We start from the raw sequence: 17,123 nt of genomic DNA on the forward strand, positions 1-17,123 counted from the left end.
GAACTCAGAGCAATTTTTCAAAACCAAAACAATTTTTCATAATCAAAGCAATTATTAAAAATCCATAAAAAAAAGTATACTGAACAAAAATTCAAGAGCAAAAATAGCCTCCAAAAAACACAAAATAAAATTAAACACGATAAAATTAATTAAAAAAGATAGTACACCCAATAGTGCAATTCATCCATGACCTTGAAGAGGTCATGGTATTCTTGCATCATTTAGATAAAAACTTATATATCTATTTTTAAAATAGATATATTAGTTGATTGCCTATGAGATATATTAACAAAAATGATGTGTTAATCATAGCCAGAAATTCAGGCAAATTGATGATTGGAATTGGAATGTTATGTCTAGTTCCAATTATTGTCGATTTAATCTTTTTAGAATTTAATATAATGGGCTATCTCATACCTGGATTAATATCAATCACCATTGGCGGAATCTGTCTAAAAGTCCTGGACAAATATAAAGTCAATAAAATGCGCCCAAAGCATGGGATGATAATATCAGCATTGTCATGGCTGTGGGCAAGTCTTATCTGCGGTTTGGTATTATACCTCATAACGGGCATAAGCATAGTAGACAGCGTTTTTGAAAGCATGTCCGCTTTGACCGGAAGTGGAATTACCATATACAGTGATGTGGAAGTCTTACCATATGGAATACTATTTTTCAGAGCATTTCAACAATGGATTGGAGGTTTAGGAATCATTGTTTTGATACTGTTCTTTTTAGCTCAACCGGGAACCTCCTCATATACATTATATCAATCAGAAGCCCGTGAAGACCAGATTAAACCTTCCACCAGGGCCACACTCGAAACAACTATAAAAATCTATTCGGCATTTACCCTTGCAGGAATCATTTTATATTGCCTTGCAGGGATGCCCCTTTTTGATTCAATCTGCAATACGTTCTGCATTATCTCAACCGGAGGAATGAGCATTAAAAATGCAAACATAGGATATTACAATGATTATATGATTTATTTCATTACCATGATCCTGATGATATTGGGTGCAACAAGCTTTTTCGTACATTATAAAGTCATTAAACATGGTATAAAAGCATTGATTAATGATTTGCAGTTTAAAGTGATGATTTCACTGATAGCGATTTCAACACTGCTGATATATTTCACATCAACCATCATTCCAATGGACATGCTATTCACAGTGGTTTCCGCCATTACGACAACCGGAGCAAGCATTCCAAATGCAACCGTGATGGCCAGATGGCCCCCATTTGTAATATTCATCATAATGACATTGATGCTTATCGGCGGTTCCAACGGGTCTACAGTAGGTGCAATCAAATTAATGCGAGTAATTACATTTGCAAAAGGAATATATAGAAATCTGCGTTTGAGCATATCTCCTGAAGGTGCTGTCATCCCAATAGACCTTCATGATAAAAAATTCACTGACAAATTAGTGGAACAAAGTGGAAACTATATCACCCTTTACTTCTTATGCATTCTGGTTTCATGGTCCCTATTATGCCTATATGGTCATGACCCATTCCATTCATTGTTTTTCACATTTTCCATGCAGGGCAATATAGGTTTGGAAATTGGACAGCTATCCCAAACAATAGAATGGCCTTTAAAAATTGCCGGCATGTTAAATATGTGGACCGGAAGATTGGAAATTTATCCGGTATTAATCACATTCAGAGCAATTTTAGAAGTATTTAAGAGATAATTTAACTTTTATAACATAAAAAAACTGTAAGTAATCGCTTACATTCAAAAAACTTTATATGTAAACAATAACATAGGGTTAACAAGTGAATATATCAAATCACTACAAAAATTATTGAGGAATTAAAATGAAAATGCATAAAATTTGTCCAAGATGCGGTTCTAGAAATGTTGATTGGATAATTCCACAGAACTGGTCACAATGCATTTGCAGAGACTGTGACTATACTGGTCCAATAATAGAAGGAAACGATGAATTGGCAGAAGAAATTCATGAATCATATCTTGAATCCTTAAAAGACGACGACGAATAAAACTACTGGATAAGTGATTGAAATGTTAGGCATAAACAATAAAAAAGAAGTGCTGGAGGTTAGAAATCCTCCAAGTGACGATCCATATTCCATGATTGCTACATTATTTACAAAAAATAATGAGATAGGCATTAAAACATTGTCCCTTACCATACTCGACCTAATCAACCAAAATCAAATCAAATGTGATATTGATTTAAATGATTCCTATGAAGTGGGCAAGAAATTAGCTTCAGAAGATATGGAAGTCATGAAAAAGATAACCCTTAGAATTGCAAATAAGGGAGAATTGAAAACTTCCGAAACATCTGCAATTAACCTGCTTAAAAACATGAATAAAAATAAGAAATTCAACTTGAAAGCAATGGCAAAACAAAGCAACAACACTTCAATTGCTAATAAATTTGAAAAAGACCTCAATGAGTTTGTCAAATCCGTTAAAAATGAAAATGAATATGACGGCAAAAACTATAAGGACATTTTGGAAAACGGAAAACTGACCGGCAACGGAAAAGAACTCAAAAAAGAATGGGAAAGCTTCAGAGATTATTTGAAATCCGAAGACCTGTGTAAAAAATACCCTCCGGAATCCTCAGATGAAAATTCAGCACAAATCCTCTATGCATCATGCTTCGATATTGAAAAAGAAGCATTGAAACCAAGAGAAAACGACACTCCATTAACCGATTTCATTGATAAAGACGGATATAAGTTATTGAATATAATATTCAACAATGCATTATTAAATGTGAGTGAAAAAAGAAAAGGTGACGGAATATTTTACGGCGTGAATGACAAGTATACCATTCCGGGCGGAGGATAACTCCGTTCAAAATTTTGACTTTCACCCATTTTTCCATTTCTTTTTTTTATCCCAGATTAACCATAACCAACATTAAAAAAAAATCAATTTACTCGCTTCAGCAACCTTGGAAAAAAATGAGTTTTAAGACTAATTAAAATGAATTTCTGATGTTGAACGCCAATTTAATCATAGCATCCTTAAAGTCAATGAATTGATTTGGATTTTAATCATTTTTCATGTTAGAATATACATATCAAAGAATTCAATTATCTATAAATGCAGGTTATTGAAAAAATATTAAGTTAACATCCGATAATTTGAGCGCATAATTACGATACAAATTATAGTAATAATTTATATTAAAAAAAAAGAAAAAAAGTAGGTTTATTTATACATCAGAGTATAATAAACCAACTGCTCTAGAAGAGAAGAATGCTATATAAACACCGAGGATACCCATTAAGATACCGCCGATGGTACCATTCCATCTGAGAATAAGGCCACATAGTATTAATAAAACAAATACAATAATGAATACAAGAATTATGAATAAAAGAAGTTTTACGATTCCAACTCTTGAAATATCACCAATTGCATCTCCAATTGCTAATGCATAACCTATATCTTCAGTTTTTGCTAATCTGCATTGACCCATCAGCAATGCTAAACCAAATATGATAGATACAATTGCAGAAATTATTCCAGACAACCAGTGTTGGAAAATAACTGCTAAAATTGAACTGATAATGATTGGAACAATCATGTAAACAATATATACAACGAAAAATTTTATTCCATTGATGAATTGTCTTACAAAGTCAAGACCAGGAGAACCTGGATCCCTTTCAATACCAAATTTTACAATATCTAATTCATAACCAGTAATTAAAAATCCAATAATTAATGCTATAATAATACCTATAATTCCAGATCCAATAACTGCAAGAGCGTTCTTTGCTGCAGCACTTACAAGAATAGTTGCAACAGTCCCTCCGACAGCAATTCCTAGAATAATTCCTAAAATAACATATATAACTAATGCTTTAATATTATGAAATGGATAAACTAAAGCATCGCTTAATATTTCACCTAATTCCATTTTTATTCACCTTTTAAATTGATAAAACTCGAAAGTTATGAGTCATACATAATTATTTATATAATAGTATTTAAATTTAAGGAAAAAAATTAATCTAAAAAAGAAAATGGCACTCAAAATGAATAATATCTCATACAGATTTTATGCCATTCCCACAACCTCCTAACGAATGTTTGAGCATCTTTCAAAATACCTCCAAAGTCAATTTTATATATTCCGAAATTTAATATATTATTATAAAAGAACATTAAGTGATAAAAATGGAATATGAAATAAAAGGAGGTTCATTTCCTATTGTAATTTGTACATTGCAAAAGGGAGAAACCATGAAAAATGAAACTGGTGCAATGGCGTTCATGACGTCTAACATAAAAATGGAAACAACTACTGATGGAGGACTCTTAAAAGGACTTGGAAGAGCCTTATCAGGAGATACACTATTTTTAAATTTCTTCACTGCACAATCCGACAATGAACAAATCGGATTTTCATCACGTACACCGGGAAAAATCATACCCATTAACTTAAATGGTTCCACAATAATAGGTCAGAAAAATGCATTTTTGGCCGCAGAAAAAAGTGTTGATGTTGATATATTCTTTAAAAAGAAACTTGGAGCCGGACTGTTTGGTGGAGAAGGTTTTATTCTTCAAAAATTCTCAGGAAATGGAACAGTATTCTTAGAAATCGATGGTGAAGTAATTGAAAAGGACCTGGCACCAGGGGAAAAGTTACTTCTCGATCCCGGGCATATTGCAGCAATGGAACCGACCGTTGATTTCGGCATTGAAAGAGTTAAAGGAGCCAAAAACATATTGTTTGGTGAAGGAATTTTCTTCTCAAAACTAACTGGCCCCGGAAAAGTGTGGATACAAACCATGCCACTGTCCAAATTAGCTGAGGCATTAATTCCATTTTTACCAACACCCTCCGAATAATTGGTGAGGTCTGTTCGAATAATAATTAAAACATGGAGAGAAAAAAAACAATGGGAAAGACTAGAGTAGAATGGATTGACTTGATACGTGCAATAGCAATACTGACAGTTCTATACATTCATGCTACAGATGGGATTTATATCATCTCATCCGATGCAATAACCTATTACACAGCTTTTTCAAGAATATTCAATTTTGCATCCCTATTTATCGGGCGTATTGGGGTTCCATTCTTTTTAATGATTACAGGTTACCTGTTACTCGACAGAACATACAACGATGAGCGTGTTCGTAAGTTTTGGGAGAAAAACTGTAAGGGTTTAATCATCGTCACCATCATCTGGTCGGCGATTTATGCAATTAGCCTACAGTTCATTGCTGTTGGAAGCGCTCAAGTCAACTTCAGTGAAGCTGGAAACCTATTCTTCAGCCACATGTGGTATATGCCAATGATTATTGGAATGTATCTTTCAATGCCATTTGTCTCATCTGCCCTTGAAAAATTCAGCAGCGACACCATATGGCAGGCAACAATTGTATTTTCACTTTTGGCATTCCTACTTCCGTTCATCACCATCGTATTGGCCATGCATGGAATTCAAAATGTCAATATCCAGTATTGCCTTGGATTCAGTGGCGGCGTTTATGGAATCTATATTATTTTAGGATATCTAGTTAAAAAAGGACAGTTTAAGCACTTTGACAACATAAAATTAGGATTAATAACTTTGATATCATTCATGATATGTCTATTTTTCCAATATTATGCATTTACAAAAGGATATGATTTTCATTTATGGTATGAATTCCCATTCATTTTAACCGGTTCATTTGCATTGTTTGAACTGTGTTCCAGATTGGAGACTGTAAGAGCATATCCGTTTGTTCAGTTTTTATCAAAATATTCATTTGCAGTGTTTTTAGTGCACAACCTGTTTAGATTGCCTTTGCTTCCACTTGTCGTTAAATTGCCATACACAGAACCTGTTAAGGCCATAATCCTTTGGATTTTACTGATAATATTTAGTTACATAGCAGTAGTGATTATCTATAGAATCCCTAGATTTGGAAAATATATATTATACATGAGATAATTAATCAATTATCTCTTTTATTTCTTTAAATGCTTTTTTTGCTTCCGGTGACGGGAATAACGGATAAATATGAAATAGACCTTCGCCTTCAATAAATTTTACATCAACATTGCTCATTTTTAGATTTTCCACATAAAGTTTAATGTCCTTGTAGAATATTTCATTGGTTCCGGAAAAAATCAGTGTCTGAGCCTGACCTGTGACATCGCCGTAAAGGGGGCTTACCCGATAATCCTTTGTATCCAAATCCCCTGCCCATGACTTTCCTATTTCGCGAAGTCCAATTTCACCCAAAATCGGATCGTTTTCACTATCATATGGAAGATTGCTCATTGAAATGTCAACCCACGGGGAAAATGCAATCATCTTGCTTGGCTGGGGCAATCCAACCGTCTTTAGGTATTGTGCAAATGAAAGGACAAATCCTCCCCCTGCAGAGTCTCCCATCAATATCAGATTTTCATGGTCTAACGTTTTGTATATCTCGGTAATCATTTCATATGTTTCCATTGCCTTGTGCACTGGAGCCAACGGATAGACCGGTGCTATGACATGAGCGTCCAATTTTCGAGACAGTTTAAAGCAATACAACAAATGCTGGTAGTTTATCTCACCGACATAAGCCCCTCCATGGAGGAACATAATGGTATTTTCAGCATCTTCATCTCCAAAAGTGTAGATTTGAGAGTCGGACATTTTAAAAATGCCCTTAGGAGGTTTTTGCTTAGGTGTATTTCTTAAAAAATTATCAATTTCCTCTTTTGAATCCATATACTTGGGTTTAGTACGTCTTAAGATAGCTTCCTCTATTTTTGCAATGAATGATTTTTTATCGGACATGACGCGCTCCAAATTAATCTTTTGCCATCAAATAAGCATCATAAGCCGCATAAACGCTAATAAGAATATCAATAATATAATAAAATGAATTTAAAATCGAATCAACAAAAAAAATTCCAATAATTTCCAATGCAACAAATGCAACAAGGAAATATCCAATTCCTTTTCTAATGTCTCCGGCATAGGCCTGACCCAAGCCCGGAATTAAAAATGACATGATTGCCGCCAAATATTTATTTGCCATATCTTTCACCATTTAATAATTTAATTAAATATTTATATAATATTTGTCTTTTGAAAATTTCAACCAATAGAACTGATACAAATATCTATAATCCATATTTAACAAAAATATTTAAAATTGTTATAGACAAATATAACATCAGTGATCATCATGAACATTATCAAAAAATATGATGAAAAAGAATTGATATTATCCATTGAAGGCCGTATTGATACAATCACTTCAAAAGACCTTGAAAAAGAGATTGATAATGAATTCGGCAAATTTGATTCATTAACAATGGATTTTACTGATTTAAATTATATTTCAAGTGCAGGACTTAGGGTTTTGATTGTAACCCAGAAGAAATTAAAAAAAGAAGACATCCCATTTTCAATCAAAAATGTTAATGATGCCGTTGGTGAAATATTTAAGATGTCTGGTTTCGATAAAATTTTAAGGATAGAATGAATTCAATAACACTAAAACCCGAAATACATGAATTATATACATTAAATGAGTTCATTTTAAATGAACTATCAGAAGAAAACCTTCAAGTCAATTTAATTGTTGAAGAAATATTCGTCAACATCGTCAATTATTCAAATACTGATTTTATCACAGTCAATGTTGAATATGAAAAACCAGAATTAACAATAGAGTTTGTGGACAATGGTATTGAATTTAATCCACTTTTAAAGGAAAGTCCTGAAACTCCTAAAAATATTGAAGACGCCCAAATCGGAGGGCTTGGAATTTTTTTAGCCAAAGAACTGGCTGACGAACTTGAATATCATTATGAAAATAATGAAAATCATCTGATAATTATTAAAAATGTGTAATAATGAAATCTAAACTAACAAAACTGGCAATATCATTTACAACAATTATACTACTTAATATTATATTATTTCCATTCTACGGATATGGAATTGAAAACCCTCATGTCGGATTATTATTCGTTTTGGGATTGATATTCGGCCCATACGGTGCTTTAGGTGCAGTATTAGGAAATGTAGTCATAGATTTAATGAATGGTTTTGCGCCTCTAGAAATACTTCCATCAGCAATCTGTAGTTTTGGAGTTTCATATTTGGCATACAAACTTTGGTACTCCGGTTTTAAAACAGACAAAGTTACAAAACCTAGATTGGATAATATTTACCACCTCCTATTATTCTTATCAACTTTATTGATATGTGGCCTTATTTATTCAGCAACTCATGCAACACTAGTAGGTATTTTTTTCGACCCAAGTCTGGATGAGTATGAATTCGTATCATATTTTTTGAACTTCATTAATATCGGATTTATTTTAGGAGTATTTTTCATTTGGATTTCTAAAAAAATCGATCTTATAGAGACTCCAAAAAAATCAAAAGATCCGGGCAATAAAAAATTATCCTGGATAATAATAAGGTTATTACTAATAGTTGCAATATTTTCATCAATAATGCTAATGATATCCAAGAACGAGAATATCCTAATTGCAGATTTACTATTAATGCAAATTCTCTTATTTGCTTATCTGACAAGGCCATTTGAACATGAAGTAGTGCCTAATGCCGAAAATACAATTATTGAAAAAATCCTAAATAATTTTCTTATAATAACATTATCAATTACCATATTAGGAGTGATAGTTTCAATTTTAAATTATAATTATTTAGCAACAATACCTGATATTAACCTATACCTGCTGCTAATGCCGACACTCATAATAACTGATATAGCCCTAATATTATTCTTTATTCCAAGCATCATTATTTTAAAGTATATTGAAAATAAAGTGATTCAGCCAATTTCATCATTTTCTGAAATTGAATCGTTTATTTCCGGAGAAAATGAAAAAATCGAAGCAGAAGGATTGCTGAATATATATTCTAAATATGTCAATGAAAAAAATGAAATTGGAACTCTTGCCAGGTCATATACGCACCTGATTAATTCAAATAACAATTATATTGAAAATATCCGTAAAATTGAAGGGGAACAAAAGCGTATTGAAGCCGAACTTGATATCGCAACAAAAATTCAAGCATCAAACCTGCCAACCAAAGCTATTGAGACTGATGCATTCATTGTCAACGGATATTCCAAACCTGCTAAAGAAGTTGGAGGAGACTTTTTTGATTATTATCTATTAGATGATGACCATCTGGCTATTGTTATAGGTGATGCATCAGGCAAAGGTGTTCCAGCAGCACTTCTTGCAATGGTTAGCCAAGTATTGATAAAACAACTCCTAAAACATGACCAGGACCCTTCAAAAATCCTATACCTATTGAATAATCAAATATGCGAAAACAATTCCGAAACAATGTTCCTCACATTATGGCTCGGAATCTATAATATTTCAACTAAAGAACTGGTATTCTCAAATGCAGGACATAATCCTCCATTAATAAAAGAAAATGGCAACTTTAAATTTTTAGACATCGATACCGGAATCGTGATTGGAATTATGGATAACTTTGATTATGTCAGAGAATCAATAACATTAACAGACGAATTAATAGTATACACTGATGGAATAACCGATGCAAACAATAATGATGATGAAATGTACGGCGAAGACGGAATTTTAAACTTCTTAAACGGGTTTGAAAGTGATGATGATCCGATTGACCCTCTGTTAAATGATATTCATAGCTTTACCGGAGATGCCGAACAATTCGATGATATGACATTATTGTATTTGAAGATAAAATGATTAAATTAGCTTACTGCAATGTGGAAAACCTGGATTTGAAAAAAGCTTACGGATTAGTTTCAAAAAATCGTCAGGACAAGATTGATTTTTACCGATTTGAAAAAGATAAGAAACTGAGCGCCGGAGCATATCTTCTATTGAAAAAATTATTATCCGAAGAAAATGTCACAAACCCCATTTTCAAGACCGGAAAATATGGCAAGGTGTACATATCCAACATTGAAAATATCCACTTTAATTTGAGCCATTCCGACAAAATGGTTTTATGCGCAATATCAGATATGGAAGTTGGCGCTGATATCGAATATAATGACCCGAAGATTGACCTGAGCATTGCCGAACACTACTTCTACAACAGCGAATATGAAAACATCATGAATTCCCCAACCCCTTCAGATGAATTCTTCAAATATTGGGTTTTAAAGGAAAGCTATATGAAATACACAGGCCTTGGAATGAACCTGAATTTAAATAGCTTTGAAATAATAATTGACGATGAAATCAGACTTAAAAACGATAATAAAAATTTAAAATTTAATCTGTTCAATATCAAAGACTATAAAATAGGAATCGCTGGCCATTACAATGTATCCGATTTAATTGAATATGAAGTTGATGAATTATATTGAAAAAATCAGCAGATATTCAAAGGCAAATCGCCTATTACATTGCCCTTACGATTTATTTCAACAGTATCTTCAAGACGAACCCCAAATTCTCCTTCAAGATATATGCCAGGTTCCACAGTTATGACCATGCCTTTTTCGATAACAGTTTCATCACGTGTTGAAAATCCGGGAGTTTCATGAATATCAAGGCCCAAACTATGGCCGGTGGAATGTATGAACTTATCACCATAACCATAATCGGAAATGATGTCCCTTGCTACCTTATCAACTTCACAGCATTTAATGCCAGGTTTTGCCGCCTTGATTGCCTTATCATGGGCTTCAGCAACAATATCCCAGATTTCCTGTTGGCGTTCCGTATAAATCATTGTACGAGTGTTGTCTGAACAGTACCCCTCAAAGACAGCTCCCCAATCGATTAGGATTGGCTGGTCCAGACTTTTAGCCTGTGGAATTGCATGAGGCAAGCTTGAATTGGCACCGCTTGTCACAATCGTATCGAATGACTCCTTATCCGCACCATTTTCAATCATCAAACGGACGAGATCAAAGGCCACGTCCTTTTCGCTTCCTTCATTATTCAGTATATCCAATTGAAGGAAAGATTTTTGAGCGATTTCAGTTGCTTTTGCAATCTTTTCGATTTCATCTGAGGTCTTGATCATTCTTTGCTTGTCGATATAGGTTCTGGAATCGATTTTGAAATCATCCCTGAATTTGGCATAGGTGCTGAACGGCAGTGTCGGTTCGATAGCCATATTCTTGATGCCTTCGCTTTTCAATTCATTAATCATCACATCAAAGGATTCATATTCCTTGACTTCAACAGAAGAATCATTACTGGCCAGTTCCATATCCATTTTGGAGGCATAGATAATCGGATTCTCCTTTATTATGCAGAAGGCAAAGCTGGTTGGCCTGTAACCTGAAATGTATTCGACATTTGTAAACTGAGTAAGCATGTATGCCTGAAAATCATCTTTTCTCAAATCATTTAATATATTGTCAATATGTGAGTCCATAGTTAATATTAGAAAAAAACTTTTATATATAAAATTAGATATTTTAACATTATGATTAAGTTTACAAGTAGTGAAGTGAGAGATTTAATAATTGCATTTTTAGTTATTTCACTCTGTTTTGCAATTGCGAATGCCGGAAGAAATATGAATGCAATATTGACCCTCCTTCCATACATTATGGTCGGCGTAGGTACAGGTTTCATCCTGCACGAGCTTGGACATAAGCTTGTGTCAATGAAATACGGATACTGGGCCGAGTTCAAATTATGGCCACAAGGATTGATATTTGCACTTATAACTTCATTTTTCGGCTTTGTATTTGCGGCACCTGGTGCAGTCTACACTTATGCAAACTACATGACCGATGAAATCAACGGTAAAATCTCAATTGCCGGACCTGTTGTCAATATCGCCCTCGCATTGGTATTTCTGGCAATCGGAGTGGCAATCTACCGGTCCGCATTTATCTCACAAACTTCAGCAATAATATTTACTGCCTGTCTTGTGGGCTATTCAGTCAACAGCTTTTTGGCGGTATTCAACCTGCTGCCAATTGGAAACCTTGACGGATCCAAAGTTCTGACCTGGAATATCGGAATCTGGATTGTCACAATAGCAGTTGCAGCAATACTGACTGCAGCATCCATGACAATAGGCTTTGAAAGTATCGTAAGAATGATTATAGGAATTTAACATGACAGATGAATTGACATACTTCAAAGGAACCCATAGGGTAATCGCTCCCGAAAAGACCATTGAAAACAATGAGGACAAGCTAAAGATAGCTGGAATCACACGTATTGCAGACATTACCGACCTGGATAGAATCGGTCTTCCAATCTATACCGCAATCAGGCCAACAGCCGAAGAGGGTGCAGTGAGCATTTATGGTGGAAAAGGAATTGCCAAAGACCATGCAAGGGCTTCTGCAATGATGGAAGGTTTTGAAAGGTATTCGGCTGAAAGGCAGGACAGCGATGAAACTACAATCGCCACACTAGAGGAAATTTCCGAATTGGGAGAGTTCATAACTCCCGAATCCTTGAATCTGCCGAAAGATTTTAAAAAGCAGAATTTGGATTCGATGAAGCTTGAATGGAGTACTGCAAAAGACCTAATTTCTAACAAGGAATATCTCATCCCGACAAATGCGATTTACCATCCTTATATCCATGGAAACGAATGTGAAAGCCTGTTCAAGTCAAATACCAATGGCCTTGCATCAGGAAATGTTTTGGAGGAAGCCATTCTGCATGGGATATTTGAAGTGATTGAACGTGATGCGTGGAGCATATTCGAGCTGACCCACAAGAACTATGCCCAAATTGATTTGGACAGCATTGAAAGCGACATTGTCAATGAGACAATCGACAAGTTCGAATCAGAAGGCATTAAAATCAAGCTGATGGATTTTACCGCAGACATAAAGGTTCCAACAATCGCAGCATCAGCCGACGATACCGTTACACGGGATGCCGGTCTTTTAACCTTAGGAATGGGAACACATCTTGATCCTGAAGTTGCAATCCTAAGGGCATTAACTGAAGTGGCCCAGAGCAGAGCAACACAGATTAATGGTGCCCGTGAAGACACAGTCAGAGCAGATTTTGCCCGTGAAGCAGGATATGAACGCATGAAACGAATCAACAAGTACTACTTCAGGGACGAAGAAGAAAAGATATCCCTTTCAAGTATTGAGAACAAATCAACAACATCAATTACAAAGGACTTGGAAATCGTTAAAGAAGAATTAATGGCCAATGATATTGATAAGATTTTATATTACGATTTGACACGTCCGGAACTTGATGTCAGTGTCGTTCGTGTCATAATTCCTGAAATGGAACTTTTTGCACTTGACCCATCACGAGCAGGATACAGATTTTTGAAAGTATGATAAAATGGTTAAGATAATAGTTTATACCGGCCTTTCACTTCCTTTTGATGAGGCAAAAGAAATTCTCGATTCCGCTGAAGATGTGGAGGTAATCTATAAAAGACCCATACAGAGGGGAGATTTGGGTCAGGCCCTTAAAGAGCATCCGGACATCATCGCAATAATTGACGGAGTATTTCACCAAAGCTCTGCAGTCGGACATAAGGAAATACTCAATGTGATGAAAAAGGGCATTAAGGTATATGGGGCTTCAAGCATGGGAGCATTAAGGGCATCCGAACTTGACACACTAGGAATGGTTGGAGTGGGATATGTCTATACCCAATATGCCACAGGAGAAGTTGACTCCGATGATGACGTGGCTGTGATGCTTGACAGCGAGACCCTTGAAGCACTGTCCATTCCACTGATTAATATGAAGTATGTATTTACCAATGCTGCTGATGAAAACATCATCACCGAGGATGAAAGGGACGAATTGCTTAAAATTGCCAAAAAGACATTTTATCCAAAAAGAAACTATTCACAAACATTAAGAGAATCCGATTTGGACGATGATAAAAAATCAGAATTGATTGATTTCATCAGAACATCCCCTGACATTAAAAAGGAGGATGCAAAAGACCTTCTTAAATTAATTAAAAGAGAAATTGATGAAACTAATTAGGTTCATCCACATTACAAAACTATTTTTAATATAATTTTATTGGATAATTAATTAAAATGAAATGATGATTAATTAAAATGAAAGTATTGATTAAAGTTTACTTCAGATTCATCATGAAATTAAAATACTTAAAGAAAAATAGTGAATGGGAAATGAATTATTTTTGATTCATTTCACGATACTTTTTCAGAACAATGTCCGGAGTTTCGATAACATGATCAAAACTTGTTGAAAAATCCATGGACTCAAAATCACTTTCGACCTTGCGAATTCCACTCAAAGAAAATGAACAACCCTCAATCTTAAATCCAACATCATCGGCAACAACAGAAATCAAGTTGATTTCAATTTCAGAAGCCTTCTCCAGAACCTGATTTGCCTTAACTTCATATTTCAGGTTCAATGTTTTGTGGGGCATTATTTCATTGATGGTTCTTTTGATGACTGAATCGAAAAGTTCTAAAAATTTAATGGCAGGAGGCAAGTTATTAGCCCACCAATAAGTAATAACAGAATTCAATACGATTTCATGCTCGGAATAATCATCATACAATCTTGCACGAACACCAACCGTACTCTCATCTGCTTTAATCACCAATACTGGACTAACAGCCATTATACCACTATTCGTTTTTAACTAAAGCTTTGATTAAATCACTAGCCCTTACAAGACCGACTAAATCTCCTTCAACACCGATAACAGGAATTTGCTCAATGTTTAAGGATTTCATTTTTTTAGCACAGTCGGAAACTTTGGTTTTGGAATTAGCCACTTCAACATTGCTGACAGCAACATCAGCTACAGTTTTATCAGCGAATTTTAAACTGTTTTTCTCAATGTATAATACAGAAGTACTGTCCCAGGACCATTTATCCCCTTCAGTTCCAACAGTGGAACTGTGTTCACTTCTCTCAGAGATAATTTCAATTTCAGAAATGAAATCAGTTTCAGTTAAAATACCGGACAATTTAGCATCATCATCAAGTGCCAAGATTGATTTTAATCCGAATTGATTCATGGTTTCAAAAGCAACATTCAATGGAGCTTTTTCCCAGGTTGTCGGAACGGTGGTAATCATATAATTTTCAACAGCATCATGCACTTCAATTTTGGTTAAAGCCTTAGAAACTAAATCAAAGGAAGTGATAATACCAACTAATTCACCATCATCATTTACAACAGGAACTCTTCTTACATTATTCTCCATCATTAAACGAGCCGCATCGACTACATCATCACCCGGTTTAACGGTGATTAAGTCTCTTGTCATTAACATTGCAATTTGTTCTTCATCAGGATTATTAATTAAATCAGAACGAGTTACTAGTCCTACTAAAATATCAGTATCCTCTTTAACTACAGGAAGTACTGCTTTGTTTTCTTTTCTCATTAAGTCTAAAACTTTTTCACGGTTTCCAGGAACGGAAACGCTGACAACATTTTTAGACATTGTTCTTTTAACTAACATAAAAACACCTTTATAAAATACAATTAATATAATAATAAGTTTAATGGACAACAAGTACTGCGCATTTTGCTGAATTTACAACCTTATCTGCTACACTACCCATAATAAATCTATCGAAGCCGGATTTACCGGAACTACCCATTACAATCAGGTCAATATCCTCTTCTTGGGCAACCTCTAAAATGACTCTAGCAGGTGAACCTTCCCTGATTACATGAGTAATCTTTAAATCACTATCATTTAATTCATCAAATTCCTTGAGATTTTCTTCTGATCTTTCCTTTAAGACTTGATTTAACTGGTATATCTCATCATCCAATGGAAGTCCGTTAACAAAATTATTTTCTGTGACACTCACAGCAACTATTTCGGCTCCACTAACCTTTGATAAGAATAACGCATGTTTTTCAGCTTTTTTTGCGAATTCTGAACCGTCTGTAGGAACCAATATCTTTTTATACATCATTAACATCTCCCATAATATATGGATTCATATCCATGATATTATACATTTATCTTTTTGTTAATGGTATATAATATATTTTTCGTTTCTACACGATTGCATATATTGAGGTATGGATTTTTAGAAAAAGATTTTAAAACATTGAACTCGGCAAAACTGTCCTCTGAAATCAATGATTTTCCGATAACATTGTTGATTTCAAATCCGCATATGTTGGTTGTTGCCATTTTAACCAAATCTTTAGGATTAATATAACTTTTATGATAAATGGACATCAGTTTTAGGGTAAATTCCAATTCCCTAAACATGTTTGGTGAATTCAACATCACATTGTCGCTTCCAAGCAATGGCATTATTCCTAACTCAAGCATTTTACTTAAAGGAGCCACACCGACGTTTAAAGTTGCATTTGCTCTTGGGCAAACTACAACATTCTGATTTGACCTCGCCACCAATTCCAAATCATTTGCCTTTGGATTTGTCAGATGAACCAGCTGACTGAAATTACTATTAACACCTTTGGCGATTTCTGTTAGCCTATCATTGTTTAATGACTCTATCTGATTGGACTCTGATTCGGCCACATGAATTGATGAGATTTTGCCTTGCTTACTGCATTCCTCTGAAATCAGACTGGCAACTTCAGGAGTGATTTCACCAAAGCCGCTCGGAGCGATTCCATCGGCAATCTTCAATAATTTTCGAATGGCTATTTTGACCTTGGCCAAATCGGGATCATCACCATAGAAACTGTCGTCACGGCCCAAAATTATCGGCTTGATTGGAAGGTCTTTTGAAGCCTCCTTTAAAAGCTTGACTCCCTTGATTCCCCCTTCACGATAATCGATGAAGTGGGTTGTTCCAGAATCAATCATGTCATGCATGGATTGCCTCATGGCGTTAATTAAATCATCATCTTCAGCATTTGACAGGGCAACGTGCTTGACGCCATTTGGAGGCTTGACCATTTCAGCCAATGTAAGGCCATAACCCTCATCCTTGATTATGGAATCCCCAATGTGAACATGACCGTTGATGAAGGACGGGCATACTATGGCACCATCAACATCGATGATTTTGCCCTCTTTTGCATCTTTTGCAATTTCGATGATTTTCCCATCGTCCACAACGATATCTTCGCGAACCGGAACCAGATCCTGGCCTTTCAATATAATTCCATTTGATACAGTAAACATTAAAGTAAAATCTAATTTTTTTTATTAAAGTATTTTTTTATTGATT

At 34.8% G+C, this 17,123-nt stretch carries 20 protein-coding genes; 12 read left to right on the forward strand and 8 right to left on the reverse strand.

All coding sequences use genetic code 11. From position 1 onward, the window contains the following. Nucleotides 1–275 precede the first annotated feature (275 nt). The 3 genes from QZN27_RS03205 to QZN27_RS03215 all read left to right on the forward strand — a co-directional run bounded on the left by QZN27_RS03205 (nt 276) and on the right by QZN27_RS03215 (nt 2,845). The gene (locus QZN27_RS03205; protein ID WP_296783515.1) at nt 276–1,709 is read left to right on the forward strand and encodes a TrkH family potassium uptake protein; all 1,434 of its coding nucleotides are present in this window, start codon (nt 276–278) and stop codon (nt 1,707–1,709) included. A 127-nt stretch (nt 1,710–1,836) separates the two neighbouring features. Further along, complete coding sequence (locus QZN27_RS03210; RefSeq protein ID WP_296783519.1) at nt 1,837–2,022, forward strand: hypothetical protein; 186 nt, start codon at nt 1,837–1,839, stop codon at nt 2,020–2,022. 22 nt (nt 2,023–2,044) lie between these two features. Next, the gene (locus tag QZN27_RS03215) at nt 2,045–2,845 is read left to right on the forward strand and encodes a DUF2207 family protein (RefSeq protein ID WP_296783521.1); all 801 of its coding nucleotides are present in this window, start codon (nt 2,045–2,047) and stop codon (nt 2,843–2,845) included. Nucleotides 2,846–3,215: 370 nt separating this feature from the next. On the opposite strand, the gene QZN27_RS03220 is transcribed toward QZN27_RS03215, so the two are convergent. Then, entirely contained in the window at nt 3,216–3,926 is a 711-nt protein-coding gene (locus QZN27_RS03220; protein ID WP_296783522.1) for a DUF4013 domain-containing protein, read from the reverse strand. A 260-nt stretch (nt 3,927–4,186) separates the two neighbouring features. On the opposite strand from QZN27_RS03220, the gene QZN27_RS03225 reads away from it, so the two are divergent. After that, the gene (locus QZN27_RS03225) at nt 4,187–4,864 is read left to right on the forward strand and encodes a TIGR00266 family protein (RefSeq protein WP_296783525.1); all 678 of its coding nucleotides are present in this window, start codon (nt 4,187–4,189) and stop codon (nt 4,862–4,864) included. 50 nt (nt 4,865–4,914) lie between these two features. Beyond that, nucleotides 4,915–5,958 carry an acyltransferase gene (locus QZN27_RS03230; protein WP_296783528.1) on the forward strand — a complete coding sequence of 348 codons (1,044 nt, stop codon included), beginning with the start codon at nt 4,915–4,917 and terminating at the stop codon, nt 5,956–5,958. On the opposite strand, the gene QZN27_RS03235 is transcribed toward QZN27_RS03230, so the two are convergent. Both QZN27_RS03235 and QZN27_RS03240 read right to left on the reverse strand, forming a co-directional pair. Next, nucleotides 5,959–6,798, reverse strand: a complete 840-nt coding sequence (locus QZN27_RS03235; RefSeq protein ID WP_296783531.1) for an alpha/beta hydrolase fold domain-containing protein — start codon at nt 6,796–6,798, stop codon at nt 5,959–5,961. 13 nt (nt 6,799–6,811) lie between these two features. Next, the gene (locus QZN27_RS03240) at nt 6,812–7,042 is read right to left on the reverse strand and encodes a hypothetical protein (protein ID WP_296783534.1); all 231 of its coding nucleotides are present in this window, start codon (nt 7,040–7,042) and stop codon (nt 6,812–6,814) included. A gap of 150 nt (nt 7,043–7,192) precedes the next feature. Between QZN27_RS03240 and QZN27_RS03245 the strand changes: the two genes are divergently transcribed. From QZN27_RS03245 to QZN27_RS03260, 4 genes are read left to right on the forward strand one after another with little or no spacing between them, the layout of a single operon-like run. Continuing rightward, entirely contained in the window at nt 7,193–7,492 is a 300-nt protein-coding gene (locus QZN27_RS03245) for an STAS domain-containing protein (RefSeq protein WP_296783535.1), read from the forward strand. Next, on the forward strand, nt 7,489–7,863 hold the full coding sequence (locus tag QZN27_RS03250) for an ATP-binding protein (RefSeq protein WP_296783538.1): 375 nt from the start codon (nt 7,489–7,491) through the stop codon (nt 7,861–7,863). The genes QZN27_RS03245 and QZN27_RS03250 overlap by 4 nt, the downstream gene beginning before the upstream one ends. Nucleotides 7,864–7,865: 2 nt before the next feature. Further along, nucleotides 7,866–9,734 (forward strand): PP2C family protein-serine/threonine phosphatase, encoded by a 1,869-nt coding sequence (locus QZN27_RS03255; RefSeq protein WP_296783540.1) that lies wholly within the window; start codon nt 7,866–7,868, stop codon nt 9,732–9,734. Further along, nucleotides 9,731–10,363 (forward strand): 4'-phosphopantetheinyl transferase superfamily protein, encoded by a 633-nt coding sequence (locus QZN27_RS03260; RefSeq protein ID WP_296783542.1) that lies wholly within the window; start codon nt 9,731–9,733, stop codon nt 10,361–10,363. The genes QZN27_RS03255 and QZN27_RS03260 overlap by 4 nt, the downstream gene beginning before the upstream one ends. A 5-nt stretch (nt 10,364–10,368) precedes the next feature. On the opposite strand, the gene QZN27_RS03265 is transcribed toward QZN27_RS03260, so the two are convergent. After that, complete coding sequence (locus QZN27_RS03265) at nt 10,369–11,385, reverse strand: aminopeptidase P family protein (protein WP_296783544.1); 1,017 nt, start codon at nt 11,383–11,385, stop codon at nt 10,369–10,371. Nucleotides 11,386–11,436: 51 nt separating this feature from the next. On the opposite strand from QZN27_RS03265, the gene QZN27_RS03270 reads away from it, so the two are divergent. From QZN27_RS03270 to QZN27_RS03280, 3 genes are read left to right on the forward strand one after another with little or no spacing between them, the layout of a single operon-like run. Further along, nucleotides 11,437–12,078, forward strand: a complete 642-nt coding sequence (locus QZN27_RS03270; protein ID WP_296783547.1) for a site-2 protease family protein — start codon at nt 11,437–11,439, stop codon at nt 12,076–12,078. Between the two features lies 1 nt (nt 12,079). Then, nucleotides 12,080–13,282: a YcaO-related McrA-glycine thioamidation protein gene (locus QZN27_RS03275; protein ID WP_296783549.1), complete on the forward strand. Its 1,203-nt coding sequence runs from the start codon at nt 12,080–12,082 to the stop codon at nt 13,280–13,282. A gap of 4 nt (nt 13,283–13,286) precedes the next feature. After that, a complete protein-coding gene (locus tag QZN27_RS03280) occupies nt 13,287–13,949 on the forward strand; it encodes a TfuA-related McrA-glycine thioamidation protein (RefSeq protein ID WP_296783551.1) in 663 nt (220 codons plus the stop codon). Between the two features lie 157 nt (nt 13,950–14,106). On the opposite strand, the gene QZN27_RS03285 is transcribed toward QZN27_RS03280, so the two are convergent. Genes QZN27_RS03285 through QZN27_RS03300 form a run of 4 tightly spaced genes read right to left on the reverse strand, consistent with a single transcriptional unit; the run spans nt 14,107 to nt 17,077 of the window. Then, nucleotides 14,107–14,565 (reverse strand): hypothetical protein, encoded by a 459-nt coding sequence (locus QZN27_RS03285; protein ID WP_296783555.1) that lies wholly within the window; start codon nt 14,563–14,565, stop codon nt 14,107–14,109. A gap of 7 nt (nt 14,566–14,572) precedes the next feature. Then, nucleotides 14,573–15,418 (reverse strand): CBS domain-containing protein, encoded by an 846-nt coding sequence (locus tag QZN27_RS03290; RefSeq protein ID WP_296783558.1) that lies wholly within the window; start codon nt 15,416–15,418, stop codon nt 14,573–14,575. Nucleotides 15,419–15,458: 40 nt separating this feature from the next. Then, the gene (locus QZN27_RS03295; RefSeq protein WP_296783608.1) at nt 15,459–15,881 is read right to left on the reverse strand and encodes a universal stress protein; all 423 of its coding nucleotides are present in this window, start codon (nt 15,879–15,881) and stop codon (nt 15,459–15,461) included. Nucleotides 15,882–15,922: 41 nt separating this feature from the next. After that, on the reverse strand, nt 15,923–17,077 hold the full coding sequence (locus QZN27_RS03300) for an amidohydrolase family protein (RefSeq protein WP_296783560.1): 1,155 nt from the start codon (nt 17,075–17,077) through the stop codon (nt 15,923–15,925). Nucleotides 17,078–17,123 lie beyond the last annotated feature (46 nt).

The sequence above is a fragment of the uncultured Methanobrevibacter sp. genome, assembly GCF_900316895.1.
Taxonomy (GTDB): Archaea; Methanobacteriota; Methanobacteria; order Methanobacteriales; family Methanobacteriaceae; genus Methanocatella.

Coding starts and splice junctions, on each gene's coding strand:
- QZN27_RS03295 (WP_296783608.1), bottom strand. CDS start 15,881: ATGTATAAAAAGATATTGGTTCCTACAGACGGTTCAGAATTCGCAAAA.
- QZN27_RS03300 (WP_296783560.1), bottom strand. CDS start 17,077: ATGTTTACTGTATCAAATGGAATTATATTGAAAGGCCAGGATCTGGTT.
- QZN27_RS03290 (WP_296783558.1), bottom strand. CDS start 15,418: ATGTTAGTTAAAAGAACAATGTCTAAAAATGTTGTCAGCGTTTCCGTT.
- QZN27_RS03250 (WP_296783538.1), top strand. CDS start 7,489: ATGAATTCAATAACACTAAAACCCGAAATACATGAATTATATACATTA.
- QZN27_RS03240 (WP_296783534.1), bottom strand. CDS start 7,042: ATGGCAAATAAATATTTGGCGGCAATCATGTCATTTTTAATTCCGGGC.
- QZN27_RS03235 (WP_296783531.1), bottom strand. CDS start 6,798: ATGTCCGATAAAAAATCATTCATTGCAAAAATAGAGGAAGCTATCTTA.
- QZN27_RS03210 (WP_296783519.1), top strand. CDS start 1,837: ATGAAAATGCATAAAATTTGTCCAAGATGCGGTTCTAGAAATGTTGAT.
- QZN27_RS03285 (WP_296783555.1), bottom strand. CDS start 14,565: ATGGCTGTTAGTCCAGTATTGGTGATTAAAGCAGATGAGAGTACGGTT.
- QZN27_RS03245 (WP_296783535.1), top strand. CDS start 7,193: ATGAACATTATCAAAAAATATGATGAAAAAGAATTGATATTATCCATT.
- QZN27_RS03275 (WP_296783549.1), top strand. CDS start 12,080: ATGACAGATGAATTGACATACTTCAAAGGAACCCATAGGGTAATCGCT.
- QZN27_RS03255 (WP_296783540.1), top strand. CDS start 7,866: ATGAAATCTAAACTAACAAAACTGGCAATATCATTTACAACAATTATA.
- QZN27_RS03230 (WP_296783528.1), top strand. CDS start 4,915: ATGGGAAAGACTAGAGTAGAATGGATTGACTTGATACGTGCAATAGCA.
- QZN27_RS03270 (WP_296783547.1), top strand. CDS start 11,437: ATGATTAAGTTTACAAGTAGTGAAGTGAGAGATTTAATAATTGCATTT.
- QZN27_RS03220 (WP_296783522.1), bottom strand. CDS start 3,926: ATGGAATTAGGTGAAATATTAAGCGATGCTTTAGTTTATCCATTTCAT.
- QZN27_RS03225 (WP_296783525.1), top strand. CDS start 4,187: ATGGAATATGAAATAAAAGGAGGTTCATTTCCTATTGTAATTTGTACA.
- QZN27_RS03205 (WP_296783515.1), top strand. CDS start 276: ATGAGATATATTAACAAAAATGATGTGTTAATCATAGCCAGAAATTCA.
- QZN27_RS03265 (WP_296783544.1), bottom strand. CDS start 11,385: ATGGACTCACATATTGACAATATATTAAATGATTTGAGAAAAGATGAT.
- QZN27_RS03280 (WP_296783551.1), top strand. CDS start 13,287: ATGGTTAAGATAATAGTTTATACCGGCCTTTCACTTCCTTTTGATGAG.
- QZN27_RS03215 (WP_296783521.1), top strand. CDS start 2,045: ATGTTAGGCATAAACAATAAAAAAGAAGTGCTGGAGGTTAGAAATCCT.
- QZN27_RS03260 (WP_296783542.1), top strand. CDS start 9,731: ATGATTAAATTAGCTTACTGCAATGTGGAAAACCTGGATTTGAAAAAA.